Raw genomic sequence first — 26,591 nt, 5'->3', positions numbered from 1 at the left:
TAAATGTTGTAAAACTATTGGTCAAGACTTTCATCATCAAACACACCTACAAGATAAGACTCATAGCGGGCAGGCTGTATTTCCTTATAAGTAAAAACAACTAAAATGTTGTGCAGCCCATTTGAGCAATTTTTTTCTGAAATTCTCAGTGGAATGTTTTTATATCTAACCTCCTGAATTTCACCATCCGTAAACCTCACCCCTTTAATATTTCTGACTATATTTTTTCTTTTCTTTTCATCATATTTATCTAAATCCTCTGAATTATACAACCCAAAATAAACTTTACCATTACAGCGAGGACAAGAGACTTCCGTATGATTCTTTAATAATGCATCTTCAAATCCATCATGGATTAATGTCTTTTTTTTCTGATAATTAACTATTTTCATATCTTCCTCAAAAAGCCATCTTCGACCAATTTATCAATGCTAAAAAATGTTTCATGTTGAGTTCCATAACCCGGATGTCCAAACCAAAAAATAGCTTGCCCAGTATCAACAGGTAATGGTTTCATTACCTCATATATAGAATAGGGTTTGTTCAGCGTGCTTGATTGTAAAGCCCTACCCTCAAATGAAGATCCTACTGGAAAATAAAGCTATCACCATCATGGAACCCTTTTCATCAATCCAACCGCCATACCGATCAACTAAGCTGCCAGGATGAAGGGTATCTTTTGCTGATTTTACAAAACCACGGTTAGGAGGCTAAGCTCCCTCACCCATAAATTGCTTTGACGCCACCCAGGCATCAGTATGCAGGTGAAACGCGCAAAAGCAGATTATCTTTCTGATTGAACGAAAAATGCCAGTCACTCCACCCGTCAATTTTCTCAGTAAAAACACAAACCACTAAGACTTCTTTTTTTGCATCAATAGTCATGTAATAGAACTGCCCCCCATCAGGAGGTGAAAACGTTGATACAACCTCCCCACACCCGCTAATTACAGATAACCTATGAGGCAACTCTTCTTTTTGGTCAAGAACAAATATTAACTCGCGACTTTCATCAATCATCACCTGATCAATGTCAGATACTGGCAAAGAGAACATTTTTCCTTTAAATTTCCACGTAAAAAGAGACTCATCAGCTATGACATTTAAATTATTAATGTTGCTCATTTTAACTCCTTGATTCAATCACCGATGGGCTTTTCATCTACTACTCTCAAATAGTCCATTCTTTCATTGGCGGGCACTAACATTTCCACCTGCGATTTACCACCTTTAAGGTAAGCACCAGCCCCTTTATCAATTTGAGGGCCTACGTCTCCAAAGTTCACCGGTAAGGGTTTTATCACTTCATAAGTAACAACCCTATCAATATCAGGTTTCCATTCATTTTTGACTCCAAGTTCATTTCTTACGAAAGCTTTATTTGGAATCTCATCAAAAGTAGCAAAACCGCCCGGGCGCGTAACAGGCTGGCCAGGAGCCACTGCCATATTCAGTTTAGTACCTGGTAAAATGTCTGCTTTAGCTGGAGGTTCATTCAATGGCCAAGGCGACTGTTCTTTTATCAGAGTATGATAAGCCTCTGAAGCATCAGTTGTTTTTTTGAAATTGCCACGATGATGCCGCTGAAACTCATTCCATGTGTTTATCTTTTTACAACTCAACCCCCACGGATCCACCCACCCCAGCGCATTCGGTGCATACTGGTAAAGGTTGATCCCTCCCGCCAGCCCTATCGGGTCCTGCTGGGTAAATCGTCCGCTGTCCGGGTCATAATAACGAAACAGATTGTAGTGCAGTCCGGTTTCCCGGTCCAGGTACTGGCCCTGCATACGCAGGTTCTGCTGAATGGCTGGCATGCGCTGGCTGGACTCGCGCAGCAGCTTGCCCCACGGGCTGTTGATACCTTCCCAGGCTTTTTGCCCTTCACCGTCAGTCAGCAGTTCCGGCATTCCGTTGGCCGCATTATGGAACCAGTAAATCTCCGGGCTTTCAACACCATCAATACGGGCCAGCGGCTCATAGCTCTGGGTGTCGCTGTAAACGTAGGTCAGCGGGATCCCGTCGTGGATTTCCTGCAGCAGGCGGTAGCCTTCCCACACAAAGCGCGTCGTGACGGCGTTCCCCGACGGTCTTCCCTGTAACAGCTGCTGGCTGGTTTTACTGATGCGGCGTCCCAGCGGATCGTAGCGGAAACTCACCTTAGTGCGCGGCTTATTGCGGTCACGTGGTTCGCTGATGACGTCCGTCAGGCGATGCTCACCATCATAGCGATAACGCCAGCGGGTATGGCCGTCATCTTTCTCAGTGGTACGGCCATGGATATCGTACTGCCAGCGGATACCGTTCAGTTCGGTGACACGGTTGTGCAGGACATGAGCGGCACTATGGCGATCCAGCGGGTTGCCTGCGCCATCCCAGCGCCACTGTTCATTACCCGGCTGCGCACCGTCCTGAGACAACAACCGACCGGCGTTATCGTAGTTCCATAATGTCTGGCTGAACGGATTATCGTCACGCTCTTCACGGATCAGGTTGTTGCCGTAATCGAAGTCGCGCCGGCGGGACCAGACGCGCGGTGCAGGACGCTGTGAGTCACCCTTAAACACGTCACAGCGGCGCAGTCTGCCTAAGCGATCATACTCACTGCGCATGGTCAGGCCGCCCTGCGTCCGGCTCAGTTCCCGGTGCAGCGTGTCACGGGTAAATTCCGTGACCGGCAGGTTGTCTAACGCGATGCTCAGTAAATGACCGCTGCCATAGTAAAGCTGCTTGAGATTACGACCATCCGGCAGTGTCAGGGCTGTGCAGTTACCCAGCGCGTCATACTCCCACGCCAGTTCGCCCTGCTCTCCCTGTTCAGCAACGATGCGGCCCAGCGCATCATATTTAAAGGTGATCTCCTGCTCGGCCTGCTGGCTCCACTCAGTGTCAGACAGCGGCAGATGCTGCGACACTTTACCCAGCTGGCCGCCACCACTGTAGTGATAACGCGTCTGGCCTTCCGGCGTGGTCCGCGCCAGCAGTTGCCCCGCACGGCTCCAGTGATAGCGATGGGTAATGGACTGAGGATGTCCGGCGGCAAAGGTACGTGATACCGTGCGGCCCGCCGCATCATAGTCATATCGCGTGGCAACGCCATCCAGCCCGACCTGAGCCAGCAACAGAGAATCTGCGCCCCACTCGAACTGATACTGCTCGCCGTTCTCGTTTTGCAGCGCCGTCAACCGGCCACGGCTGTCCCAGCGTCGCTGAACCGTCTCACCCTCTGCATTGCGGTTGGCAATCAATCGCCCGACGTTGTCGTAACGGAATTCACTGCGCTTGCCATCAGCCGATTCATAGCCCAGCGGCAGTCCGTTTTCACTCCAGTGCAATCGCTCTTCCCATCCTTCTGCGCGTTCCAGCTGAAGAGGACGGCCTGCTGCGTCATAGTGATAAGAATGGGAGATTTAACAGATCCGGCAGCATGCCTTGGCATGCTGTATCAAATCGAGAGACGAAAATAAAGCTGGAGGAAAATCAGAAATCGCCTCCGGATTACTTTAACTTTTACTTATTTTTCCGTATAGATAGGAAATATTAATTAACTCATCAATAAGTCCGTCTTCATCTGGCCAATCTAAAATAAAACGAAGATATGCCGGCATATAAACCTTTGGATCTATCACTCTTTTCATTTCTTCCAGTTCTTTTTTTTACCTGCATTAAGACCTTAAATGAGAGAGGTGCCACCTCGTTACGCTCATGCCAATTAATCGCATCATCTATCTTTTTAATGCCTTCATTTAATATTAATTCAAAAGAAGACTTCACAATAAAGAACCATATTTCCAAGATTGAAGGGGGGCTCTGCATCACCTATGTACTGAATATCACATCCAATTTGCGCAACCACTCTACCATTGAGCATAATTGCACCTTAAGTAAGGTGCAATTATTTATGCCAGTTATACTATTTTATTATAGCAGCAATACCAAAAAAGCTATTTTTTCTTATGAAAATATAATTTAAATATATATTACCCTTAAGCTCTGGCTGTCTTTCGAGTGTCATGGAACTGTGTCACAACTGATTATTGCCTACGATTTTTTTCTCTTACTTGTGTAAGTAACATGACATCATATGTATCTTGCCCACTTTGTTGTGCCTTGCGCGCTTCTTCTTCACTTACTTCATATTTAACATCTTTATTGACAATCCCGCCTGCATCATAATTTATATAGTATTTCCCATCCTCATAAGTGAGAAACATACCATAACCACTAAATATGAGTTTTTCCATGATTTTTCCCCTGATTTAGATTTTACTAATTATTGCATTTGTGAGTGGTGTAGGATCAATAGCTGCTTCCGGAATTCCTCCTGATGTATACCCACCAGGCACCCAGAAATCGTTTGCACCCAGCTCATTGCCAGATGGCATACGTAATCCTGTCGGATTAGGTATGTCGATTCTCACTGGCGCATTGCCCAATTCTCCTTTAGGTAATCCTAACAACTTCTCAATTGTTGGTACATCACTGCCGGCTTTACTAATTACATCATCTGCAACTGATTTAGGCATAACAAAATGCCCTCCTTGCGGTCCAATCTCTGAATACTTTGGATTTACTCCCCACGCGATTTTTGACACACCGCCTTCAAACTTTGATAAATGCTCAGCCAAATAAGCAGGTTCAAGGTAAGTTTTAGGATTAGGGAAAGGATTAGTCTCTTTATTCCTACCGCGAACTGCTTTATAGGCTCTTGCTGCCCATCCTCTACTTGTGAAAACGCCTTTCGTGTTCTTCTGAAATGCATTCCATGCATTCTTACAACTCAACCCCCAAGGATCCACCCACCCCAGCGCGTTCGGCGCATACTGGTAGAGGTTGATCCCACCCGCCAGCCCTATCGGGTCCTGCTGGGTAAATCGTCCGCTGTCCGGATCATAATAACGAAACAGATTGTAGTGCAGTCCGGTTGATTCGGCACCTGCAGTGCCTCACCCCATGGGGCCATCGCTGAAGCGATGTTCAAATTTGCTAAAGCAAATTAGTCCCGATCCAGGTACTGGCCCTGCATACGCAGATTCTGTTCCACCACAGGAACACGCTGGCTGGACTCGCGCTGCAGCTTGCCCCACGGGCTGTTGATACCTTCCCAGGCCTTTTGCCCTTCACCGTCAGTCAGCAGTTCCGGCATTCCGTTGGCCGCATTATGGAACCAGTAAATCTCCGGGCTTTCAACACCATCAATACGGGCCAGCGGCTCATAGCTCTGGCTGTCGCTGTAAACGTAGGTCAGCGGGATCCCGTCGTGGATTTCCTGCAGCAGGCGGTAACCTTCCCACACAAAGCGCGTCGTGACGGCGTTGCCAGACGGTCTTCCCTGTAGCAGCGGCTGGCTGGTTTTACTGATGCGGCGCCCAAGTGGATCGTAGCGGAAACTCACCTTAGTGCGCGGCTTATTGCGGTCACGTGGCTCGCTGATCACATCCGTCAGGCGATGCTCACCATCGTAACGGTAGCGCCAGCGGGTATGCCCGTCATCTTTCTCAGTGGTACGGCTATGAATATCGTACTGCCAGCGGATACCGTTCAGTTCGGTGACGCGGTTATGCATGACATGAGCGGCACTATGGCGATCCAGCGGGTTGCCTGCGCTATCCCAGCGCCACTGTTCATTACCCGGCTGCGCACCGTCCTGTGACAACAGCCGGCCGGCGTTATCGTAGTTCCATAATGTCTGGCTGAACGGATTATCGTCGCGCTCTTCACGGATCAGGTTGTTGCCGTAATCGAAGTTAGATCGGCAAGAATCAGGTATAGTCTCTAAAGAATCAATGCAATTAACTAAAAGGTTCTTTAGTTAAAATGAAAATAAAGAAATTAATCTTTTAGAAAAAGACCAATCAAATGAGAAGAATATCTAGAAGGTTGAATTTCCGAAAATGTAAAAAACACTACTACCTTATGATTTTCAAAATCACATTTCGTCTCAAAAAAGCTGATAGCTTCTCCATCATAATGATAACGACCCGAATCTTTAACTTTCTCCTTTACTCCTTTTATTTTTTTTGAGTAAGTTTTCTTAAAATCTAACTCTTCTGAATTGAAACTTCTTGAACCATATACCGAAAAAACTATTTTTCCAGAACAGCATGGGCATTCAAGAAAGTTCTTTTTATGGATAAAGTCATTTTCAATACCATCATGTAACAAAACTTTATTTTGAATGAAATTTTTCATAACTTCCTCAAGACTCCATCTTTAATAAGATCTTCAATATAATCAGCTGTTTCGTATTGTTTGTTCATTCCTGGTTTCCCAAACCAAGGAATTGCCGGACCTGAATCAACTTCATAAGGTTTTAATACCTCATAGGTGGATAGTGGCTTTGTTAAAGTATAATCCGGAAGCGCCCTTCCCTCAAACGAAGCTCCGGCCGGAGAAAGAAATGTTCCAGGGTCTCTGAAAACACCATCTTCAATCCATCCACCATAACGATCTACGTATTCTCCGGGTTGAAGGGTTTCTTTCACTGAAGTAACAAAACCGCGGTTAGGAGGCCAAGCACCTTCACCCATAAATTGTTCTAACGCTGCCCAGTCTTGTTTTTTCCATAAAGCATATGCTTTGGATGCTTGTTTCCTTGAAGTGAATTGTTTTTTATTCGACTTTTTCTGGAAATCATTCCATTCGTTTTGACACCTACTCAACCCCCACGGATCCACCCAACCCAGTGCATTCGGGGCATACTGGTAAAGGTTGATCCCGCCCGCCAGCCCTATCGGGTCCTGCTGGGTAAACCGTCCGCTGTCCGGGTCATAATAACGAAACAGATTGTAGTGCAGTCCGGTTTCCCGATCCAGGTACTGGCCCTGCATACGCAGGTTCTGCTGAATGGCTGGCATGCGCTGGCTGGACTCGCGCAGCAGCTTGCCCCACGGGCTGTTGATACCTTCCCAGGCTTTTTGCCCTTCACCGTCAGTCAGCAGTTCCGGCATTCCGTTGGCCGCATTATGGAACCAGTAAATCTCCGGACTTTCCACACCATCAATACGCGCCAGCGGTTCATAGCTCTGGCTGTCGCTGTAAACGTAGGTCAGCGGAGCGCCGTCGTGGATTTCCTGCAGCAGGCGGTAGCCTTCCCACACAAAGCGCGTCGTGACGGCGTTGCCAGACGGCCTGCCCTGCAACAGCTGCTGGCTGGTTTTACTGATGCGGCGTCCCAGCGGATCGTAGCGGAAACTCACCTTAGTGCGCGGCTTATTACGGTCACGCGGCTCGCTGATGACATCCGTCAGGCGATGCTCCCCATCATAGCGATAACGCCAGCGGGTATGCCCGTCATCTTTCTCAGTGGTACGGCCATGAATATCGTACTGCCAGCGGATACCGTTCAGTCGGGTGACGCGGTTATGCATGACATGAGCGGCAGTATGGCGATCCAGCGGGTTGCCTGCGCCATCCCAGCGCCACTGTTCATTACCCGGCTGCGCACCGTCCTGTGACAACAGCCGGCCGGCGTTATCGTAGTTCCATAATGTCTGGCTGAACGGATTATCGTCGCGCTCTTCACGGATCAGGTTGTTACCGTAATCGAAGTCGCGCCGGCGGGACCAGACGCGCGGTGCAGGTCGCTGTGAGTCACCCTTAAACACGTCACGGCGGCGCAGTCTGCCTAAGCGATCGTACTCACTGCGCATGGTCAGGCCGCCCTGCGTCCGGCTCAGTTCCCGGTGCAGCGTGTCACGGGTAAATTCCGTGACCGGCAGGTTGTCTAATGCAATGCTCAGTAAATGGCCACTACCGTAATAAAGCTGCTTCAGGTTGCGGCCATCCGGCAGCGTCAGGGCAGTACAGTTACCCAGCGCGTCATACTCCCACGCCAGTTCGCCCTGCTCCCCCTGCTCAGCAACGATGCGGCCCAGCACATCATACTTAAAGGTAATCTCCTGCTCGGCCTGCTGGCTCCACTCGGTGTCAGACAGCGGCAAATGCTGCGACACTTTGCCCAGTTGCCCCCCACCGCTGTAGTGATAGCGCGTCTGGCCTTCCGGCGTGGTCCGCGCCAGCAGTTGCCCCGCACGGCTCCAGTGATAGCGATGGGTAATGGACTGAGGATGTCCGGCGGCAAAGGTACGTGATACCGTGCGGCCCGCCGCATCATAGTCATATCGCGTGGCAACACCATCCAGCCCGACCTGGGCCAGCAACAGAGAATCTGCGCCCCACTCGAACTGATACTGCTCGCCGTTCTCATTTTGCAGCGCGGTCAACCGGCCACGGCTGTCCCAGCTTCGCTGAACCGTCTCACCCTGCGCATTACGGTTGGCGATCAATCGCCCGACATTGTCGTAACGGAATTCACTGCGCTTGCCATCAGCCGATTCATAGGCCAGCGGCAGTCCGTTTTCACTCCAGTGCAACCGCTCTTCCCATCCTTCTGCACGTTCCAGCTGAAGAGGACGGCCTGCTGCATCATAGTGATAACGGGTTTCTTCACCATCCGGCGCGATGACACAGCTGAGCCAGCCCAGGGGATGATAACGGTAGCGCGTGGTCAGCCCTGAACAGTCGGTTTCACGGATAACCTGGCCGGCATCATTAAACTCACGGCGGTAGCTATTACCTGCTACGTCAGTCTCCTCGATAACCAGCCCGGACTCATCCCGCTTATACAGCGTGCTTTGCCCGAGCGCATCAACCACGCGCTCAAGGCCGTGATGGGGATCGTAATAGTATTTCGTTGTGGAACCGTCTGCTCCGGCAACAACCGTGGGCAGCGAACGGTGTGACAGCCACTGCACCGCCTGCACACCACCGTCAGCATCTTTCTCTTCGACGCGGTTACCCAGATCGTCATAGGTGAAGCTCACCGCGTTGCCCAGCGGATCGATGCGACGCGTCAGGAGTTCGTTTTCATCCCACTCATAGCGCCACTTCTCACCCCGCTCATCAATAAAACAGGTGATGAGGCCCGCAGCATTCCAGTGATGTTCACGCTGCTGACCGTCATAGGTTGAAACCCGCGTGATGCCCGCCTCAAGATCGTAATGCATGTGGCAGCCATCACCGCTGTTGGTGCGGTTTTCTACAACGCGCCAGTGATCCAGCTTCTGCCAGCGATATTCGCTTTCCAGCCCGCCGGGCAGCTGATGCCAGACCATTAATCCGTCATCGTTGTACCGGAAGCGCCGGGAGACAACGCCTGCGGCATCAGTAACGCTGGCAAGCTGGCCCCGATCATTGTAGGTCCAGCGCGTCAGAGGCCAGTGCTGATCGCCATCAAAATGGCTGGCTGATGTCGGACGCCGCGCGTGCTGTTTGTCGTCGTAGTGCAGCGTAACGTCAATCGCCAGCGGCGCGTCATGGATACGCACCAGGCGGGCCTGTTCATCCCAGCCCATCTCCAGCGCATTACCGTACTCGTCGCTGAGTGAAGCCAGCCGCAGCACCTGCGGATCGGCAGCTGTGCGCCGGTAAAGACGCCATACCGCACCGTCGTCATCGGCAATGGCGATATCGCCAGACGCGTTGCGCCGTACCATCAGCCCTTCGCTGATGCTGTAGAGCACCTCTTTGTCACCGGGAACGTCAAAGCTCAGTTCGCGCCCGTTGTCATCAAACCAGGTTGCCCGATTCCCTTCCAGCGTCAGGTAGCTGTCAAACACTGTGGCCCAGCCCTGACCAAACAGGCCAGCGCGCTGAGTCAGACTGTTATAGCTGCGCTGAAAACTGAGCGGGAAACGTCCGGGAAGGGAAAAATCGCGCTCGGCATCATCATTCAGGACTTTGACGCCGGTCGCCGCATGAACCGGAAACAGTGACGAGAAGGCCGCATTGATGGCCATGTCCGCCGCCATACCGCCCACGGCACCGGCCAGCGCGCAGGGCATATTCTTCAGGATCTGACTGGGGCGACCACGGATGAGGGAAAGGCCGATCATCATCACAGCCAGGCCTGGCACCTTGCCACTTTTGATCTCTCTGACCGTGACAGTTTCACCACCAATGATGACATTGGGGGAAACATTGTCGCTCACGGTGGCGTCACAGGTGGTTTTATCCTTTGCGCGCACCGCAGGCTGGCCATTGATAAAGACGCTTTTCGACCCCTGAGCCAGATATTGCGGTGCACTGTGTTTTTCACAGGCCACTTTGTCCTGCTCCAGCGGAGAGGTGCCCGCATCGGCGGAGGCTACCGTGGGCTGCCACATTGCACTGCCAAACTGGCCGACCGCAGAGAGCAACATGCCGCCATAGTCCGCGAAGCTCTGCGGCGATTGTGGTTCCGGTGGCGGTGTCTCGCCGGGCGTGAGCATCCCGGCCGCGCGTGCGGCTAAAAGACCATTAACGTAGACATTCTCTGATCCACTGGCGATTACTCCGGCAGGTGACGGCGGGAATATCATGTTTCCCAGCCCATCGGCCGCTTTGCTGATCTCTTGTGACAGACCAACGGCATTGGCCAGTACACCACCCAGAATACCGCTGAGCAGGCAACTGTTACCCACGGCTGCTACACTCGCCGCTGCCGCCCCAGTACCCAGCAGGGGCGCTGCCGAGACGATAGCAGCACCCACTGCGGCACCAATGACGGCATAGGCCGCACCTTCCGCAACAATGCTCGTGATATCAGCGAAAATGCTGGAGTGAATGATCTCGTCGCCCACGCGGGCAGCAGGGTTATCCATAGGTTATGCTTTCCGTGGATTGTTCAGACTCAGGCTTTGTTTAAATGCACTCCAGCGCTGTCCGTCTTCTTCATTGAATGGACGCATGGCTGAGAGCGTAAAAATCATTAAGATGTTCGAATCAGGCACCTGTGTAGCCAGCTGTTTCTGCCACACTGCCTGCCCGTTACGGTCAAATACGGTTTCAACTTCTACCGCGTGTAATGTGTTATCCACACCTGCCATCAAACGCACAAATTCAGTCTGCTGGATATGGCCCATCTGACTCCGCAATGTGTCCCACTGACGCTGGAACTCTTTTTCCGCATCACTGCCCTCAGAAATAACGCCACGGCTCACAACCCATGCCAGCCCACTGGCTTCATCGCGGAGAATATTCATGGTGGTGTCCTGCCAGGCAGCAGGAAAAAGCGCAAAGGCGCCCTCATTGAACTGATAATTCATATTGGGTGTCCGTTTTATTAATTGTTTGTGGCGGGTGGAATCAGGCTATGGTATTCGCCATCAACGTTATCGGCATTAGTGAGTAGCTGTGTATTATCACGCGCAACTTTAATGTCGAAAAGTCGATGCGTAATATCAGGATCGCCACCACAACTGGCGTCGTGATTATCTTCACGAACCGTAATAACAAAGAAACTTTCATCACTGCTGTCGTCAAGATCGTATCGCAGGCATTTCTCATCGAGGGTGGTCAGTTGCCAGGTATGAATTGCTTCAGTTGCAGCGCTGATAGCCTGGTCAGCGCTGATTTCGCTTTGCTCTGCACCCATGTCTGTTTTCAACATGATGCAGCTGACTTTTCCCTGGTCAATCTGAAACATCAACTGTTTCCCGCCAGACGGGTAGACAAGCCAGTGCTGATTCTCACTGTTATCTTCTTTTCCGGGTCCATAGGCTTGCTGAACCTGTTCCAGGCTATCGCCTACCTCTATATTTCGGGACGTCGGCACATTGGCATTTTTCAGTAGGATCTCAGCCAGAACCGTGTGGCTGGCATCTCCAACCGCTGCCGCGCTAAATAACTCAAAGCCGTCGTAGGTATGCTGAAAGTAGTTGTACTGCTGATGGTTAATGTCCACTTCTCTGGCCAGAACTGAACTGAGGGCCTTGCCTGCGCGTACGAAACTTTCGTTGCTCCAGGTGTCACCGGGAGTGAAAGCATAGTCGTTCAGCAGAACGGAAAAATCGCCTTCGTTAAGAGCAGGAACAGACAATTCCGTACCAGGCTCAGCTCTGGCAAGGCAAGATAAAACCAGGAGGACAGGCACAAATATAAGCCTGGTAAAAAAACGATTTACAATCATTGTGTTTTATCGGCGTAAAGGCATAAGAGCCTCAAATATGAGGCAATGGATTCAACATCACGTTCTTTCACTCATCGGCAGCGATGATGATTTTACTCAGGCAATCAGGATTTTTGGCAGAAAATGAAAATGTGATGAACTGCCCATTAACATCGGGAGATGATGTGTAGCTGGTCACTTCATTTTCAGACTGTCCCGGTGGATAATCGGTTAACTTCACACTCTGATAGTGATTTTTAACATCATCGAGCGAGATGCATTTTCCCTGCGGAGCAAAGCTAAGAAAAGGGGCCATGCCACCAGACGTTTTACTTAAACGCAGCTCAATATCCGTTATCGTTGAAGCATCTTGCAGTTTTACCGGATGAGCCTGATAGAAATTGATGTATTCATTTTGATTTTTTAATGTAAACGCCAGTGGTGCCTGATGAATACGTTCCACAGACAGATTTTTTATGGAAGTACTCATTTGCGAGACAAAACCCCATATATCTTCTTTTTTCATCTTCGCTTCCACTATTCCGCTTAACATAAAACCAGCCATTAATAAAATAAACATCTTACTTTGTCGGATAATTTTTGTCTTACCAGCCCCCATAGTAATCTTCGTAAAGCTGATTGGTAGTGGAGGTTTTTTCACCTTTACTGAATATACGACCAAACGGAAATATCATCCATGTTAAGGGCGGGATCTGACGATTCTGTGCTGGATTCAGCCCTGGCAATTAATGATAAAAACATGAGGACAGACAAAAAACATAAGACTGGTGAATAAAAAGATTTACAATCATTGTATTTTATCGGATTTGGCAACTAAAAAATAAGAAAGAATTTCTATTTATTCACTAATACAGCGCAATTACATCCACTCAATACAAATTAAAAATTCGTAATTCATTTATACGTGTGGGGAGGAGACAAAGCATCACCACCCCAATAAAAAATCATAGTATTAATTAACTTTATTCTTATCATTCGAGGCGCAGAAAAACTCTCACTTTTGAACAATAAAAATTATCACTCCCACTTAACACTTTGCTCTACAAGTGATTTATTCCCCTGGATTACCTTTAACACAAGAGGATTAAAGCTCACAATGTAATCTACGCCGCTATTATTGAAAATCATTCCGTTAGCTTTACTTGAGTTGACAGGCTGCGTGGTTTTACCTTCAAGAGAAATTTGTTTCCCATCTTTATTTCTGAGGCCAAAATATTTAACTTTATCACATACAGTATAAAACTCTCCACAACCATTCACTAAAGTAATAGTGAAATCAGATGTCGAAAAAACTTTCATATCCGATTTTAAATCTCCCTGGCTCACTTCTTTATCGAGCGCGTAAGTTTCTGGAGCGTAAAACTCGCCATTCTCTGGGTCTTTTATTAATTTCCATAAAAGTTTATTATCTTTAAGTTCTAAATTTGCTTTACACTTGACTCCGCTAAATGAAGAATCAAATTCAATGAAAGCTTTTTTACCATTTGCAGTGCCTGTGAGATTGGTGCCATCATCCTCATGACAATCTATTTTATTTCCGCCACGGGTAACATAACAATAACTACCCGTTATGGTATTATTATCCTGCTTTAATTTTAATGTTATAGTGGAGTATAACAATCCATTATCATTTTTTTCTTGACCACTCCATTGACCAGCAAAGTCATCAGAAGCAAACAATGACAATGAAGAGATTGACGGCATAACCGCCAAGCTAAATCCAACTTTATTCATTTAATTAGCCTTTAAAATCCAGACAATCATTAACTCTATAAACCCTGCTATTTTGATTAAGTGGGTTTAATACCTATAGCGCTTAGTTGAATGGATTGTCATTAAGCTTTTAAAGATCGCTGAGGTATCAATGGATATCATTGCAATAAAATACCTATCAGTATCACGCTGTTTTTCCCAGAAAAAATTCACAGTGTAGATTTCAAAACCATCATATTTGTGCTGATAGTATTTATAACTAACTTCACCGGCAGGCATATCGCCAACAAAAACTTCACTTTCCTGCCCGTTCGCTTACTTCAAAATATGAATACTCCATTTATCAGCTAAGGAGAAAGGATGATTTTGGATTTTCTCACTAAATCAGATAATTTTAGTTTAGCACTGGTAATTTAGCTTTATCAAACCATGACATCTCGATGCCAATACCCAGTAATTACACCATGAAAAAAACAAAGGTGACAGTGCAAAAAAACAATGTAATGTCACCACGAAATTTTATTTACCAGCAGTGAATCTAATTATCACTTCACCTTAAAAAGTTAATTATTTTTTCGCATCATAATTTGGCGCTATACCAGTGTGTGTTTCAACTAACCTGTCTTTTTTAATCCACCCATCAACCTGGTTTCCATCGTTAGTTACATACATAACGCTGTAATAATCTTCATATTCAACGTAAGCATATAATTCATTACCGGGGACAACAAAAATCTTTTTTTCTATGCACTTTTCATCTGGGGCAGAATAAAAATATAATCTGCCTTTTCCGCCGACCTTGTATACATTATCTGTATTATCAAAACTCACGCCTTTCTTGGCAGCCTCACTGCTCAAATTCTGGCAGAAATCATTTGCATTAGCCATTAGTGGTAATGAAAGCACTAATGCGCATAAAAATTTAATCATAGTAATCCTCTCCCTTTCATCACGGAAATCAAACTGTTGGCATAGTTAGGATCGGTTGCATACCCTTTAGCCTGTAAGCCTTTAGCCCATTCTACCGGGTCAGATGAGTTGAACAAACTACTATACCTCTGATTTTTCATCAAAAACTGGGAGTGCTGCTCAATGCTCTCGTCAATTGAATCATAACTGGCAAATTTATCCAGTACTGCAACACGCTTTCCGTTGATATGCTCATGTGTCCAGTCTTCCACATAATTCGGTGAGCCATGTGCCTTGACCCCAAAAATGTTGTTACTCACCTTGTCAGTGTTGATATCAGTGGGCATTTTTTTGCCCCAGTTAGATTCAAGAATTGCCTGAGCAGTGGTGATTTTAGCCGGAACACCGGTTTTCTTTTCATCTTCCTGAGCAGCAGCATACACTTTATCGAAGAACGCTTGTTTTTCGGGAGGTAATGGACGTACTTTTCGAACCTGGTTATTAGCCAACGGCGCAGCCGCACCTTTCGCCGGGGCCGCCGCAGCCTTTGGCGCAGCGGGTGCCGCCTGCCCTTTCTGCTTCGGCGGGAACAGATTTTCTACGGCCTGACTGATGTTCTGTTTATGACTGGATCCAGGTGCGCTTGTGCCCGGTTTTGCACCATCCGTGTTCAGGTTCAGTTTGCCGCCAGAGGTGGTGATATGACCATCGCCCTGCACGAAAATATTGAACCCCTTGCCCACAATATTAATCTGACCATTCGCATTGAGTTCGATAGCACTCTCGCCGCACTCAAGGCGAAGTTTAGTGCCTGACCCCACTACGTAGGTATCGACTACCGCATCAAGTTTGCCTTTACCGGTCAGCCGCTCCTCGCCCCCTTTTACGCCGTGGACACGGTTAGTTTCCACACGGTAAAGCTCATTGCCGCCCGCATAGTGGCTGTGATTATTGGCGACTGAATGGCTTGAGTCGTTTTTAACATGCGTATCCATGTTCTTCTGCGCCTGAATCCACAGATGTTCCTCACCCGCCTTATCCTCAAACCTTAACGCGTTCGCGGTGTCCGCCGTGCCATCCTTCGACCGGCTCAGAAAGCCCATCTGCGTCGCCGCTGCCGGCAGCGCCCACGGCGGCATGCTCGCCTCGTTATAGACCCGCCCGGTAATAATCGGACGATCCGGATCGCCGTTGATGAAGTCCACCACCACTTCGTCGTTAACCCTGGGGATCTGCACCCCGCCGAATCCCTGACCCGCCCAGGCGCTGGAGACGCGCACCCAGCAGGAGCTGGTGTCGTCGCCCTTCGCCAGCCGGTCCCAGTGAAACTTCACCTTCACCCGGCCGTAGCGGTCAGTCCAGATGGACTCGCCTTTCGGGCCGACCACCTTCGCGGTCTGCGGGCCGTGCGTTTTCGGCCATGCCGTTTCGGGCGGCGTGCGGTAGGTCACCGACGACGGCAGCACCATGAAGTGGATGTTGTGACGGCTGTCGCCGGTGTCGCCGCTGGCGTAGCTGTTCTCGGCGAAGTCATAGGTCGCGGAGGTCACCAGGTACTCGCCGTTGTCGCTGAAGTGCGGTGCGTTGATGATCGAGAAGGTAAAGCCCGGCGCGATGCCGGTGGCCGTGCCCGACCCGCTGACGCTGTGGTGCTCGGCCTGCCACACTTCCTGACGGATGCGCGCGTAGGACTCACCGTGGCTGTGGTCGACAAAGTGACCCGGCCAGTCGTAGACGTCCACCGAGCCCGGCACCGGCGACGCCGGGTTCTGCCGCGCCTGCAGCATCCACGCGTTCGGCTTGCGGAAGTCATAGTCGTCGGTGCTGTAGATGCCCGGCGTCACGCTCTCTGCCAGCGACCACTGGCTGATGCCCTCTTCCGTAACCACGCCGCCCGACGGGGTGACGTGATAGGCGATGGTCTCATAGCCCGGAAACGCCTGATGCTGGTCCGGCGCGTCGCACAGCACCAGCGTATGTCTGTCCGCCTCGTGGCGGAAGAAGTAGTAAATCCCCTCCAGCTCCATCAGGCGGCTGATAAAGTCCAGGCTGCTCTCCTGATACTGCACGCAGTACTCCCACACCCGGTAGTTACCCGCCAGCCGCGTCTCGACGTTGACCGCGTACTCCTTCAGCAGCGTCTGCACAATCTGCGGCACCGTCTGGCTCTGGAAGATGCGCAGGTTGCGGTCGCGCCGCATCGGCCACAGGTCCGGCTCGACCGTCAGCTCATAGACCGCGTAGCGGGTGCCGCTCAGCTCCTGGCTGCGCACCGCCACCCGGGTGATTTTGCCGTTGAGGTAGCGCGGACTGAGCGCGCTCATCAGGCCATCGGTCGGCAGCGAAAAGGTGACCGGCTTGCCCAGCAGGGCGTGACGGTCGATGCGCGCGTCGGTGGCCAGCAGTTCGGCGGTGAGCACAAACGGACGGGACAGCGTCTCGGTGCCCGTGAGCGTATGGAACAGCAGGCCGTCCGCCGGCAGCTGTGCAGTAATGCGTGAGAACATAAGTAATCCCTGACTATTAACTGTGTGGATCGAGCAACCAGACGCCTTCTTCGCTGATGTTCAGCGTCTGCTGGCGGGTGCCACTCTGGCCGCTGATGGCAAAGGTGTAGTTACCCGGCGCCAGTTGCAGCGTGGCGAAGCCATTCACCGCCGGGACCAGCGCCTGCGGCTGACCGTTCACCTGAACACGTTCACCCTGCTGCAGACGGATATAGACCTGAGCAACCGGCGCGGGTGGCGGTACCGGTTGAGGATCGGGTTCACGTGCGGTGGTCTGCGCGGGCTCAGACGTCTGAGCCGGAGTGCTGGCAACCGTATCCGGTGAGGCGTCAGCCTGGGTCGGTGGCGCAGCCACCGGCTGGTTAACCGGCGCGACGGTGACGGCAGGCGCGCTGTTTTTTGCGATCTCATCCGGCGCCGTCTGGTCATTACCGCGTGACATCAAAAGACCGGCGCACAGGCCGACCAGCACACCCGCGGCCACCAGGCCCGGCAGTGCAAAGCGGTGTCCCAGCAGCGTTTTCAATTTCGAGGCGGGTTTGATCATCTCCTCTTCTTCTTCAATCGGCACCAGCATGGTGCTTGGCCCGCTCATTTTTGCGCTGAGCAGCGGTTCAGGCTCGCGTTCCGGCAGCGCCATCAGCGCAGCAAAATCGTCAATGCTCTGCGGACGGTCTTCCGGTTTCAGCGCCAGCGCGCGGTCGACGGCGCTGAGCAGCGCGGTGGAGTAGCCCGCCAGACGACGCTGCACCAGCGGCTGGTAGTTATCTTCGATGCTGCGCACCACGCTCACCGGCGGCGGCGCACCGGTGATCAGCGTATGCAGCACCGCGCCCAGCGCATAGATATCGGTCCACGCGCCCTGCTCGCTCTCATCGTTGTCGCTGTACTGCTCAATCGGCGCATAGCCGGGACGCAGCATGGTTTCGCTCTCATCCGACAGGTTGCCGATGGTTTTACGCGCCGACCCGAAGTCCAGCAGGATCGGCTCGCCGCTGCTCTGAATCTGGATGTTGTCCAGCGAGATATCGCGGTGCAGATAGCCCGCTTCATGGATGGTTTTAATCGCCCCCAGCAGCGGCGGCAGCATGCGACGGATCCAGGCCTCATTCACCGACTGCGGATTACGTTCGCTGAAGTTCGAGAGCGTGGTGCCGCTGTAGAACACCGTGCCCATGTAGGCGGTGTCGTTCTGCACCCAGAAACGCAGCACGTGCAGCAGGTTGGGATGGTTAAAGCGCGCCAGCAGACGCGCCTCCTGAATAAAGCTGTTCAGCCCGGCATGAAAGGTTTTACTGAAGCGCTCACTGCGCAGCACCAGGTTAAGGTCATCGCTGCGCACCGCCAGCGAGGCAGGCATAAATTCTTTAATGGCGATATCACGTTCCAGCTGGTGATCCCAGGCGCGATAGACGATGCCAAAGCCGCCACCGCCGATGACCTCTTTGATTTCAAACTCATTGAAGCGGTAACCCAGCGGCAGGGCGTTGGGGACATTCAGGGGTTGATCATGTTCCGACATATTCGAAAACTCTCTGATGACTAGGCTTAAACAGCGAACTGGCAGACAAATTCGCCCTGCTCACAACGCACCTCAACGCGGCGATAGCGCTCATCGCGGGCGTGGGCGCTCAGCAGTATCTGGCTCATCTGCGGCAGCAGTGTGTTGGTGAGGATGGCATCGACCATGCGACCGCCCGACTCCACTTCGGTGCAGCGCTGCACGATCTGGCTCACCACTGACTCGTCGATCTGCGCCTCAATGCCGTGGTTGTCGGCCAGGCGACGCACAATGCGCGTCAGCTGCAGCCGCACAATTTCTGCCAGCATTTCATCGCTGAGCGGGTAGTAAGGCACCACCAGCAGGCGGCCCAGCAGTGCAGGCGGGAACACTTCCAGCAACGGCTTACGCAGCGCGGTGCTCAGGGCATCAGGATCGGGCATCAGTTCAGGATCGGCACACATCGCGCTGATAAGCGTCGTGCCGACGTTCGAGGTCAGAATGATGATGGTGTTGCGGAAATCGATGTGGCGGCCTTCGCCATCCTCCATCCAGCCTTTATCAAACACCTGGAAGAACAGCTCATGCACATCCGGATGGGCTTTCTCAATCTCATCCAGCAGCACCACACTGTAGGGGCGACGGCGAACGGCTTCGGTCAGCACGCCGCCCTCGCCGTAGCCGACGTAACCCGGCGGGGCACCTTTCAGCGTCGAGACGGTGTGCGCCTCCTGAAACTCGCTCATGTTGATGGTGATGATGTTTTGCTCGCCGCCGTACAGCGACTCGGCCAGCGCCAGCGCGGTCTCGGTTTTACCGACGCCGGACGGGCCACACAGCATAAACACGCCGACCGGCTTGTTGGGATTATCAAGGCGCGCGCGCGAGGTGCGTACCCGTCTGGCGATCAGATCCAGACCATGACGCTGGCCGATGACCCGCTGGTTCAGGGTGTCGGCCAGATTCAGCACCGCGTCGATCTCATTCTTCACCATTCTGCCCAGCGGAATGCCGGTCCAGTCGGAGACCACGGCCGCCACCACGCCTGCATCGACGGCGGCAAACAGCAGCGGCGTGTCGCCCTGCAGCGCAGTAAGCTGCTGCTGCGTCGCATCGCGTTCTTCACGCAGCGCCGCATTTTCTTCGGTCACACAGCGGGCGCGCAACGCAATTAACGTTTCGACCAGTTCGCGCTCCTGCAGCCAGCGCTGTTGCAGCGCATCGCGTTCGGCTTCCAGCGCCGTACGCTCTGCGGTAATCGCCTGCTGGCGGGTCACATCGCCAAGGCCCACCCGGATTTCACGTTCAATGATCTCCGCTTCAATCTCCAGCGCGGCCAGACGGTGCAGACAATCTTCCAGCGCCGCGGGCTGCGCGCCCTGGCTGACCGCCACGCGGGCGCAGGCGGTATCCAGCAGCGCCACCGCTTTGTCAGGCAGCTGGCGCGCCGGAATGTAGCGGTGCGACAGTTTCACCGCCGCACTGACCGCATCATCCAGTAGCAGAACCCGATGATGTTTCTCCAGCGCACTGACGGTGCTGCGCAGCATCAGAATCGCTTTGGCTTCATCCGGCTCCTGCACCTGCACGGTCTGGAAGCGCCGGGTCAGCGCCGGATCTTTCTCGATGTACTTTTTGTATTCGGCCCAGGTCGTTGCGCCGATGGTGCGAAGCTGTCCGCGTGCCAGGGCTGGTTTCAGCAGGTTGGCGGCGTCGCCCGTGCCCTGCTGACCGCCCGCGCCGACCAGGGTGTGGATCTCATCAACGAACAGCACAATCGGCGTCGGGCTGGACTGCACTTCATTGATCAGCGCCTGCAGTCGCGCTTCGAACTCCCCTTTCATCCCGGCACCTGCCTGCAGCAGGCCGATATCCAGCAGCCAGAGCTGCACATCGCGCAGCGGCGCAGGGACATCGCCCGCCGCGATGCGCAGGGCAAGTCCTTCGACCACCGCGGTTTTGCCGACGCCCGCTTCGCCGGTCAGCAGCGGGTTGTTCTGGCGACGCCGCATCAGGATATCGACCATCTGGCGGATCTCATCGTCACGTCCGGTCACCGGATCGATACGGCCTTCTCGGGCGCGGGCGGTCAGGTCCTGCCCATATTGTTCCAGCGTACTGCCGCTGGCCGCGGGCGTTGCCCCAACGGCATCCGCTGGTACGCTCATCGCCTGCTGCGCTTCTTTGCTGTTGCTGAGCAGCGTGTCGAACTGCTCCAGCAGCGCATCGGCGTTGACGCGGCTGAACTGGCCGGAGATGCCTTTCAGCACGCTGGCCAGGTTGAAGGTTTTCAGCATCCCGATCAGCAGATGGCCACCGCGAATGCGGGTTGCGCCATATTTCAGCGAGGCATAAACCCACGCCCGCTCAACGGCGCTGTCGATATGCTCGGAGAGGTCGGAGACCGCACTGGCACCGCGTGGCAGGCGATCCAGCGCGGCAACAATGTCCTGAGTCAGGGCCTTTTCATCCAGTGAAAAATGTGTGATGACCTGCTGTAAGTCGCCATCCTGCTGCTGCATCAGCTGATGCAGCCAGTGCACCAGTTCGACATAGGGATTGCCGCGCAGTTTGCAAAAGGCGGTGGCGCTTTCCAGCGAGGTAAATAACAGCGTATCCAGTTTGCCGAATAGCACGGCACGGCTGATTTCTGACATAGGGGGCTCTCTTCAATGAAAGACGCAGGCTGTGTAACAGAGAAAGCGGCTGGGCTAGCGCGAAGCCGCCTCAACCTCGAACATAAAATCTTCACGATCTTGCGGCTGCGGCGCGTGCCCCAGCCAGCTGGTGTAACCAAGCCGGGCAGCGCCGCCCAGCGCCACGCCCTGCACCTCGTCTGCTGCCAGGATCAGGCTCAGATCCCACTGCATTTCGATGCCGAGGTAGTGACGCACCCAGTCGCGTACTTCCTGCGCGCCGGGGGCATCCGGCAGAAAACGGGCATACTGCGCCGCGCTGAGCGGGCCGAGGTGCAGGCGAAAACGGTGTTGTACGTCGCGCACCGCCACGCCGAGAAATGCAGAGGCGCCCAGCCGGGGCATGTGACGTCCCGCGCCCAGCCGGGCCTGATCGCGGCTGTCCAGCGTCAGCCAATGCGGCAGGTTCTGCGTCAGCCTGACCGGCACGCCAAAGTAGTGGCGCAGAATGCGCACCAGCCCTTCGGCATCGTGACCGTGGCGGCTGAGATGGCCCACCAGCATCAGCCGGGCATGAAGACTCAGCGAGCTGGCCTGCTGCTGCGCCGGTAAACCGATGCCCGCCAGGCAGGCGAGATAATTCAGAAAGCGGCTGTCGTCGGGGCGATCCAGCGACACGGTCGGCTGCGCATCGGCCCAGGCGCGATAGAACAGCAGCGTGGCGCGGTGATGGAACAGATCCGCAAACGCCGACAGGCTGTGATCCTGATGATGCACGATGCGTTCATGCACATATTCGGTCAGATGAGTCGGCAGCGGCCCGTTGGGGCCAAACAAACCAAAGCTGTAGATCGACAGCTCATGCCTTCCCGACTCTTCACGTGGCGTGGCGCTGGCGACGGTAGCGGGTGCAAACGCCAGTGACGGCGTCTGACCGATGCGCACCGATTCGAACTTCGGCAGCGGCGCACGGCCCAGCGGATAGCGCTGACCGCCCTGCGCATCCAGCCGTCGCAGCAGCTGAAACAGATCGTAGCGCCACGGCGCGGCCATCACTTTTTGCCAGAAATCATCCGGCAGTCGGGTCAGCCGCGGCAGCGTAATGACTTTTTCGCCACTCATATCAGCGCTTTCCGGCCCATGCGCGGCGGCCAGTAGCCCACTTCCCCGCGCTGCTGGCTGTTCAGGGTGAACTCCGTAAAGCTGTTCAGCGCCACCAGACGGCCACAGACCCGCTCCAGCACGCTGCCAAACAGCCACGGGCTGGCACCCGAAAACGCCTGCTCATCCACTTCCAGCGTGATGCTGACGCCGCGCGCAAACACCACCGGACCCGGCTCCGGCACGCGGCGGTTGACCGCGCTGAGCGTACAGTGGCGGATGCCGTCAATCTGGCGGGCAACCGGCGCTTCCGCGAGGTTGGCATAGAGGCTTAGCAACTGGCGCAACGCCGCCGCGCCTTCTCCGTCGCTGCTGTCCATCAGGCTGAGATAGTTCATCTGCAGATGGCTGATCAGCCGCCACGCCGAAAGGCCCTCGGCCAGTGCCGGACGCGGCGGCGTCGGCCCTTTGCACAGCTTCAGTTCTGCCACCGGAATGGAGTCCGGCATCACGAAGTTACCCTGATCCTGCTGCAGCATCAGCGGCAGATCGCGACTGGTGCACATCACGTCGGCGGAGAGATAGCGCACGTCATCGCGCCACGGCGCGTGATGCTCATCCACCAGCGACAGAAAGACTTCTGAACCGATGTAGCCGGTGCGCGTGCCGTAACGTTGTGCCTGCTCTGACAGGGTGCGCTGTTCGCGGCGCAGTGAAAAATAGGTGCCGTAATCGCCCTGGTCACCGCTGAAGGTGCTCCAGAACGGGCGAAAAACCTGCTCTTCCCGCTGGCCTTCCACGGTAGCGAACAGCCGCTGCACCGAATGCACCTCATAATCCAGCGGCCGGATGTTATCCACCACCAGATGATATTCATGCTGGCTGTCGCTGACCTTCAGGCGCTCAGCGGTTTTCGGGAACAGATTGATGACCGGCGTGCAGTGCAGCGCCAGATGACTGTGATCGACCACGCTTTCCAGGGCGCTGTCCGCTTTGTCGAGCAGGATGATGATATCGAACGCCATGGCGCTGTCGCAGCGACTCAGAAACGGGGCCAACTGACTCAGGCTGATAAACTGGAAGCGCGCCGGAAAGGCGAAATACTCCTGCAACAGACGATAGCCGTCGAAGTTGCGCAGATCGTCCGGCAGTAGTGCCTGCTCCGGCGCAAAACCCTGCTGCTGCAATGCGTCATCCGTCAGCACCTGGCGCTGTGGCCGCTTCTCTACCGACTGCAGCACGATGCCCACCCGGTGCTGCATCAGCAGCTCCAGCAGCTTCAGCGCCTGGATATCCGGACCGCTGAGAAATAGCATCAAATCATCCACACTAAGCTGACTCAGCGAGGAGATCCCTTCGCAACTGATGCGAATGCGCAGCGCACTGGCCGCGCCCAGGCCAGTGAGTTTCAACTCGCCAGAAGGCAGATCGCCGGGCACGCCGCCAAGGGTGGCTTCGCTGATGCGCAGCGGATGCAGCACCACATCGTGTGCGGTGGTGTAGCTGCAGGTCACCCCGGTTTTTTTCAGGTTCTGGCTCTCCATCATAGTGCCGCGCGGCACACGAAAGCCCTGGGTGATGTCACCCTTGCGGCTGTCCGGCGTGAGCTGCGCGATCGCCATTGACGGGGTTGGCGAAAGATAGGATGGCGCAATCATCTCCAGCAGACGCTGCGAGAAGCGCGGAAACTCCGCATCCATCTTCAGCTGCACGCGCGACGTCAGGAAAGCGAATCCTTCCATCAGCCGCTCGACATAGGGGTCCGCCACGTCAATGCCATGCATGCCAAGTCGTCCCGCGACTTTAGGGTAGCGCGTCGCGAACTCCGCCCCCATCTCGCGCAGGTAGGCCAGTTCACGGTTGTAGTAGTCGAGCAGATTACTGTCCATGGTTACCCTGCATCCTGAAGTTCGAAATGGCCGCTCTCCAGATCAACCTGAGTGCGGAACAGAAACGCCAGCGGATAAGGCACACACCAGAGCCGCCCTTTGATCTCAATCGACAGCACGTTGTGCAAACTGAGCGAGCCGAGATCGCTGACGCAGCGCACCTGCAGCCCCTGCGGCAGAATGCGCGGCTCGAAGTGCAGAATGGCGTTGGTCATTTTGCGCTGCATATCCTGCCATTCGATATCAGAAACGTTCTGTCCGGCCAGCGGCGCAACGCCGAAGTTCCAGACAGAGCGCTGCACCTGATCAAAACCGCTGAGATCCTGCTGTGCTTCGTTATTAATGGTGTTGAACAGCCATTGCAGATCGCGCAGGACGTGGCGGCGCAGCGTGCTGTGGCTGATCAGCATGCTGTTCTCCGCCTCCTGCTGTTTGTCCGGCGCGTTGTCGGTCAGGCGATCCAGCAGCGAGGATTGCAGCTTGTCGCGGGCGGTCAGCGCATCGCGCTTTTTGCGCGCACGAAAGCCGCCATGCAGCTGGGCATAGCCATCGTTATGCGCGCCTGAATCATGGCTCATCGGCAGACTCGATGTTGTCGAACGCGACCTCTTGCAGGCTCAGCAGCGAAAATTCCGCACGGTCGCTGAGCCACATTTTTTGACCCTGACCGATAAACTGGTCTGTATTGTCGCCCAGTGACTGCCATTCGGTGACGCGGGCGCGCAGAAAACGCTCGTCCGCACCCGCCAGCAGCGGATAGCGCGCCGGGATCTGACACACCTGCTCGCTGCCATCAACCAGTTGTACCCGCGTATGACGCCACACCAGGTCGGTGACGCTGGCAGGTGCCTGAAACTGCATCTCACGAATGGCGGCGAACGGGATCCAGTAATAACGGCCCTGATTGATCACTTCACACACCGGCCCGAAACGGCTGTCGCCATCCATCAGCCAGCTGAAGGCGGTGGGCTGATCCTGCCCGGTCGCGGTGCCGGGAGTGGCGGCGGCGAGGTCGAGTGATTTCGCCCGCAGTGCGCTGCCGCGCGCGGCATCGCCTGCGGTTTCGGCCTGCAACGCGGCCAGCAGCGTATCGCACCAGTGCCACGCACTGCCTGGCAGCACTGGGTCGGCCTCGCCACGCAGCACGGCGTCACGCTGCAGCTCACCGGCGATCGCCTGCTGCAGCAGATTAACCGTCGGCTGCGCCTGCGGGCTTAACGCCAGCCAGGATTGCAGCTGCGTCTGCGCGCGCGACCAGTTACCCGCCAGACACAGCAGTTGCACAAACGCAGCCCGCAGGTCGGCATTCGCCGGATTTGCCTGAATCTGGCGGGTCACATCAGCCAGCGTCTCGCCGAGCGTGGCGTTGGCCAGACGGTGTTGTAAGGATTCCATGCAAACTCCTTTTGCGTCAGTTAAGTGTGCGGTAAACCGCAGCGGCCGGATCTTTCAGTTCAGGATGCAGTTTTTCCACCAGCTGCACGCTCAGCGCAGTATCACCGCTCACCCACGGTGACCAGACTTTGCGGACTTCCTGCAGACGCGCCTGCAACGCACTCTCATCAGCCGCTTCGCTGACGGGCATCTGCACCACCACCTGGCGCATTGCCTGCCAGCCGTTAAAGCGGTTGCTGAACGGCAGAACCAGCCAGCTGTCCGGGGATTTTTCATTGCTCAGCACCATGCGCTCACTGTTGACGGTGGTGATGTGAAGTTCAGCGGTGGACGACTGACTGCTCAGCCCCATCACCGGGAAGCCCTGCAGGAAGGTCACGCCGACTGCTGCAGGTGCACCGTTACCCTGTTGCGTCAGGCGGCTATGTCCGCTGAGCCAGCCATCGGAACCACAGACCAGCCCCTGCTTTGCCGGCACAAACAGCGCGCTGCCCTGCGCCGGATGCTGCCACCAGGTACGGAAATGGCAGCCGTCCAGCAGACTGAATTGCAGCCACGGCGAAGTGTCAGCCTGGACGGCGTTGCGCAGCGCCTCAGCGGGCACGGCAACAGCGGCTGGCTGTTGCTGCGGTACAGGCGGCGTCACCACGGTTTTCCACTGCTGCGATCGGGCAGCGCTACCAGTGGCGATTTCACTGCCCTCTGTATCGGTCAGTTGCCAGTGCAGCTGCTGCAGCGGCTTACACTGCGACGCCATCAGGCCAGCCACCCGTGGCAGAAACTCTTTCAGCACCGACGCGTTTTTCTCACCCAGGGTGACGATGCGCAGGTTAATGGTGCTGTTACACCAGCTCGACAGCTGATTGTTTTTTACGTCATCAATCCAGACATCCAGTTTCTGTGCCGGGGACTGAACGATGCGATAATTTTCAGCATAAGCGTGTGTGCTGAGCAGCAACGCAGCCAGACCCAGTAATCCATATTTCATGT

At 54.0% G+C, this 26,591-nt stretch carries 20 protein-coding genes and 2 pseudogenes; all 22 read right to left on the bottom strand.

Features of this window, described 5'->3' with window-relative positions:
- Positions 1-14: 14 nt before the first annotated feature.
- The 22 genes and pseudogenes from WFO64_RS04320 to WFO64_RS04220 all read right to left on the bottom strand — a co-directional run bounded on the left by WFO64_RS04320 (position 15) and on the right by WFO64_RS04220 (position 26,589).
- A complete protein-coding gene (locus WFO64_RS04320; RefSeq protein WP_337009226.1) occupies positions 15-392 on the bottom strand; it encodes a hypothetical protein in 378 nt (125 codons plus the stop codon).
- A complete protein-coding gene (locus WFO64_RS22510; RefSeq protein WP_080571085.1) occupies positions 389-547 on the bottom strand; it encodes a TNT domain-containing protein in 159 nt (52 codons plus the stop codon). The genes WFO64_RS04320 and WFO64_RS22510 overlap by 4 nt, the downstream gene beginning before the upstream one ends.
- Positions 548-753: 206 nt before the next feature.
- Complete coding sequence (locus tag WFO64_RS04315) at positions 754-1,125, bottom strand: hypothetical protein (RefSeq protein ID WP_337009224.1); 372 nt, start codon at positions 1,123-1,125, stop codon at positions 754-756.
- Between the two features lie 14 nt (positions 1,126-1,139).
- Positions 1,140-3,398: pseudogene (locus WFO64_RS04310) on the bottom strand (RHS repeat-associated core domain-containing protein); the annotation flags it as partial.
- A 169-nt stretch (positions 3,399-3,567) separates the two neighbouring features.
- Entirely contained in the window at positions 3,568-3,774 is a 207-nt protein-coding gene (locus WFO64_RS04305) for a hypothetical protein (RefSeq protein ID WP_337009222.1), read from the bottom strand.
- Between the two features lie 260 nt (positions 3,775-4,034).
- Positions 4,035-4,244, bottom strand: a complete 210-nt coding sequence (locus WFO64_RS04300; RefSeq protein WP_337009220.1) for a hypothetical protein — start codon at positions 4,242-4,244, stop codon at positions 4,035-4,037.
- Between the two features lie 15 nt (positions 4,245-4,259).
- Positions 4,260-5,761: pseudogene (locus tag WFO64_RS04295) on the bottom strand (RHS repeat domain-containing protein); the annotation flags it as partial.
- A 71-nt stretch (positions 5,762-5,832) separates the two neighbouring features.
- On the bottom strand, positions 5,833-6,192 hold the full coding sequence (locus WFO64_RS04290) for a hypothetical protein (RefSeq protein ID WP_337009218.1): 360 nt from the start codon (positions 6,190-6,192) through the stop codon (positions 5,833-5,835).
- Positions 6,189-10,643: an RHS repeat-associated core domain-containing protein gene (locus WFO64_RS04285; protein WP_337009216.1), complete on the bottom strand. Its 4,455-nt coding sequence runs from the start codon at positions 10,641-10,643 to the stop codon at positions 6,189-6,191. Before WFO64_RS04285 ends, WFO64_RS04290 begins: the two co-directional genes overlap by 4 nt.
- Before the next feature lie 3 nt (positions 10,644-10,646).
- Entirely contained in the window at positions 10,647-11,087 is a 441-nt protein-coding gene (locus tag WFO64_RS04280) for a DcrB-related protein (protein ID WP_163637191.1), read from the bottom strand.
- A gap of 17 nt (positions 11,088-11,104) precedes the next feature.
- Positions 11,105-11,950 carry a hypothetical protein gene (locus WFO64_RS04275; RefSeq protein ID WP_337009214.1) on the bottom strand — a complete coding sequence of 282 codons (846 nt, stop codon included), beginning with the start codon at positions 11,948-11,950 and terminating at the stop codon, positions 11,105-11,107.
- 67 nt (positions 11,951-12,017) lie between these two features.
- Positions 12,018-12,590, bottom strand: a complete 573-nt coding sequence (locus WFO64_RS04270) for a hypothetical protein (RefSeq protein ID WP_337009212.1) — start codon at positions 12,588-12,590, stop codon at positions 12,018-12,020.
- Between the two features lie 377 nt (positions 12,591-12,967).
- The gene (locus tag WFO64_RS04265; RefSeq protein ID WP_337009210.1) at positions 12,968-13,684 is read right to left on the bottom strand and encodes a hypothetical protein; all 717 of its coding nucleotides are present in this window, start codon (positions 13,682-13,684) and stop codon (positions 12,968-12,970) included.
- Between the two features lie 546 nt (positions 13,685-14,230).
- Positions 14,231-14,593 carry a hypothetical protein gene (locus tag WFO64_RS04260; protein WP_337009208.1) on the bottom strand — a complete coding sequence of 121 codons (363 nt, stop codon included), beginning with the start codon at positions 14,591-14,593 and terminating at the stop codon, positions 14,231-14,233.
- Entirely contained in the window at positions 14,590-17,079 is a 2,490-nt protein-coding gene (gene tssI, locus WFO64_RS04255; protein ID WP_337009206.1) for a type VI secretion system tip protein TssI/VgrG, read from the bottom strand. Before tssI ends, WFO64_RS04260 begins: the two co-directional genes overlap by 4 nt.
- A gap of 16 nt (positions 17,080-17,095) precedes the next feature.
- Positions 17,096-18,601 (bottom strand): serine/threonine protein kinase, encoded by a 1,506-nt coding sequence (locus WFO64_RS04250; protein WP_337009204.1) that lies wholly within the window; start codon positions 18,599-18,601, stop codon positions 17,096-17,098.
- 26 nt (positions 18,602-18,627) lie between these two features.
- The gene (gene tssH / locus WFO64_RS04245) at positions 18,628-21,237 is read right to left on the bottom strand and encodes a type VI secretion system ATPase TssH (protein ID WP_337009202.1); all 2,610 of its coding nucleotides are present in this window, start codon (positions 21,235-21,237) and stop codon (positions 18,628-18,630) included.
- 54 nt (positions 21,238-21,291) lie between these two features.
- Positions 21,292-22,338: a type VI secretion system baseplate subunit TssG gene (gene tssG, locus WFO64_RS04240; RefSeq protein WP_337009200.1), complete on the bottom strand. Its 1,047-nt coding sequence runs from the start codon at positions 22,336-22,338 to the stop codon at positions 21,292-21,294.
- On the bottom strand, positions 22,335-24,206 hold the full coding sequence (gene tssF / locus WFO64_RS04235; protein WP_337009198.1) for a type VI secretion system baseplate subunit TssF: 1,872 nt from the start codon (positions 24,204-24,206) through the stop codon (positions 22,335-22,337). The genes tssG and tssF overlap by 4 nt, the downstream gene beginning before the upstream one ends.
- A gap of 2 nt (positions 24,207-24,208) precedes the next feature.
- Positions 24,209-24,784: a type VI secretion system baseplate subunit TssE gene (gene tssE, locus WFO64_RS04230; RefSeq protein WP_003853285.1), complete on the bottom strand. Its 576-nt coding sequence runs from the start codon at positions 24,782-24,784 to the stop codon at positions 24,209-24,211.
- Positions 24,774-25,601 (bottom strand): type VI secretion system accessory protein TagJ, encoded by an 828-nt coding sequence (locus tag WFO64_RS04225; RefSeq protein ID WP_337009195.1) that lies wholly within the window; start codon positions 25,599-25,601, stop codon positions 24,774-24,776. The genes tssE and WFO64_RS04225 overlap by 11 nt, the downstream gene beginning before the upstream one ends.
- A 16-nt stretch (positions 25,602-25,617) precedes the next feature.
- Positions 25,618-26,589, bottom strand: a complete 972-nt coding sequence (locus WFO64_RS04220) for a hypothetical protein (protein ID WP_337009193.1) — start codon at positions 26,587-26,589, stop codon at positions 25,618-25,620.
- Positions 26,590-26,591: the final 2 nt, after the last annotated feature.

This window comes from Pantoea sp. AS142 (assembly GCF_037152305.1).
Taxonomy (GTDB): Bacteria; Pseudomonadota; Gammaproteobacteria; order Enterobacterales; family Enterobacteriaceae; genus Pantoea.
Note: the sequence above shows the minus strand (reverse complement) of the source record. Positions and strands in the feature narration are given on the sequence as shown.

Excerpts from the sequence above, each read along its gene's own strand:
- WFO64_RS04320 (WP_337009226.1), bottom strand. The coding sequence starts at position 392 with ATGAAAATAGTTAATTATCAGAAAAAAAAGACATTAATCCATGATGGA.
- WFO64_RS04315 (WP_337009224.1), bottom strand. The coding sequence starts at position 1,125 with ATGAGCAACATTAATAATTTAAATGTCATAGCTGATGAGTCTCTTTTT.
- WFO64_RS04300 (WP_337009220.1), bottom strand. The coding sequence starts at position 4,244 with ATGGAAAAACTCATATTTAGTGGTTATGGTATGTTTCTCACTTATGAG.
- WFO64_RS04290 (WP_337009218.1), bottom strand. The coding sequence starts at position 6,192 with ATGAAAAATTTCATTCAAAATAAAGTTTTGTTACATGATGGTATTGAA.
- WFO64_RS04285 (WP_337009216.1), bottom strand. The coding sequence starts at position 10,643 with ATGGATAACCCTGCTGCCCGCGTGGGCGACGAGATCATTCACTCCAGC.
- WFO64_RS04280 (WP_163637191.1), bottom strand. The coding sequence starts at position 11,087 with ATGAATTATCAGTTCAATGAGGGCGCCTTTGCGCTTTTTCCTGCTGCC.
- WFO64_RS04275 (WP_337009214.1), bottom strand. The coding sequence starts at position 11,950 with ATGATTGTAAATCGTTTTTTTACCAGGCTTATATTTGTGCCTGTCCTC.
- WFO64_RS04265 (WP_337009210.1), bottom strand. The coding sequence starts at position 13,684 with ATGAATAAAGTTGGATTTAGCTTGGCGGTTATGCCGTCAATCTCTTCA.
- WFO64_RS04260 (WP_337009208.1), bottom strand. The coding sequence starts at position 14,593 with ATGATTAAATTTTTATGCGCATTAGTGCTTTCATTACCACTAATGGCT.
- tssI (WP_337009206.1), bottom strand. The coding sequence starts at position 17,079 with ATGTTCTCACGCATTACTGCACAGCTGCCGGCGGACGGCCTGCTGTTC.
- WFO64_RS04250 (WP_337009204.1), bottom strand. The coding sequence starts at position 18,601 with ATGTCGGAACATGATCAACCCCTGAATGTCCCCAACGCCCTGCCGCTG.
- tssH (WP_337009202.1), bottom strand. The coding sequence starts at position 21,237 with ATGTCAGAAATCAGCCGTGCCGTGCTATTCGGCAAACTGGATACGCTG.
- tssG (WP_337009200.1), bottom strand. The coding sequence starts at position 22,338 with ATGAGTGGCGAAAAAGTCATTACGCTGCCGCGGCTGACCCGACTGCCG.
- tssF (WP_337009198.1), bottom strand. The coding sequence starts at position 24,206 with ATGGACAGTAATCTGCTCGACTACTACAACCGTGAACTGGCCTACCTG.
- tssE (WP_003853285.1), bottom strand. The coding sequence starts at position 24,784 with ATGAGCCATGATTCAGGCGCGCATAACGATGGCTATGCCCAGCTGCAT.
- WFO64_RS04225 (WP_337009195.1), bottom strand. The coding sequence starts at position 25,601 with ATGGAATCCTTACAACACCGTCTGGCCAACGCCACGCTCGGCGAGACG.
- WFO64_RS04220 (WP_337009193.1), bottom strand. The coding sequence starts at position 26,589 with ATGAAATATGGATTACTGGGTCTGGCTGCGTTGCTGCTCAGCACACAC.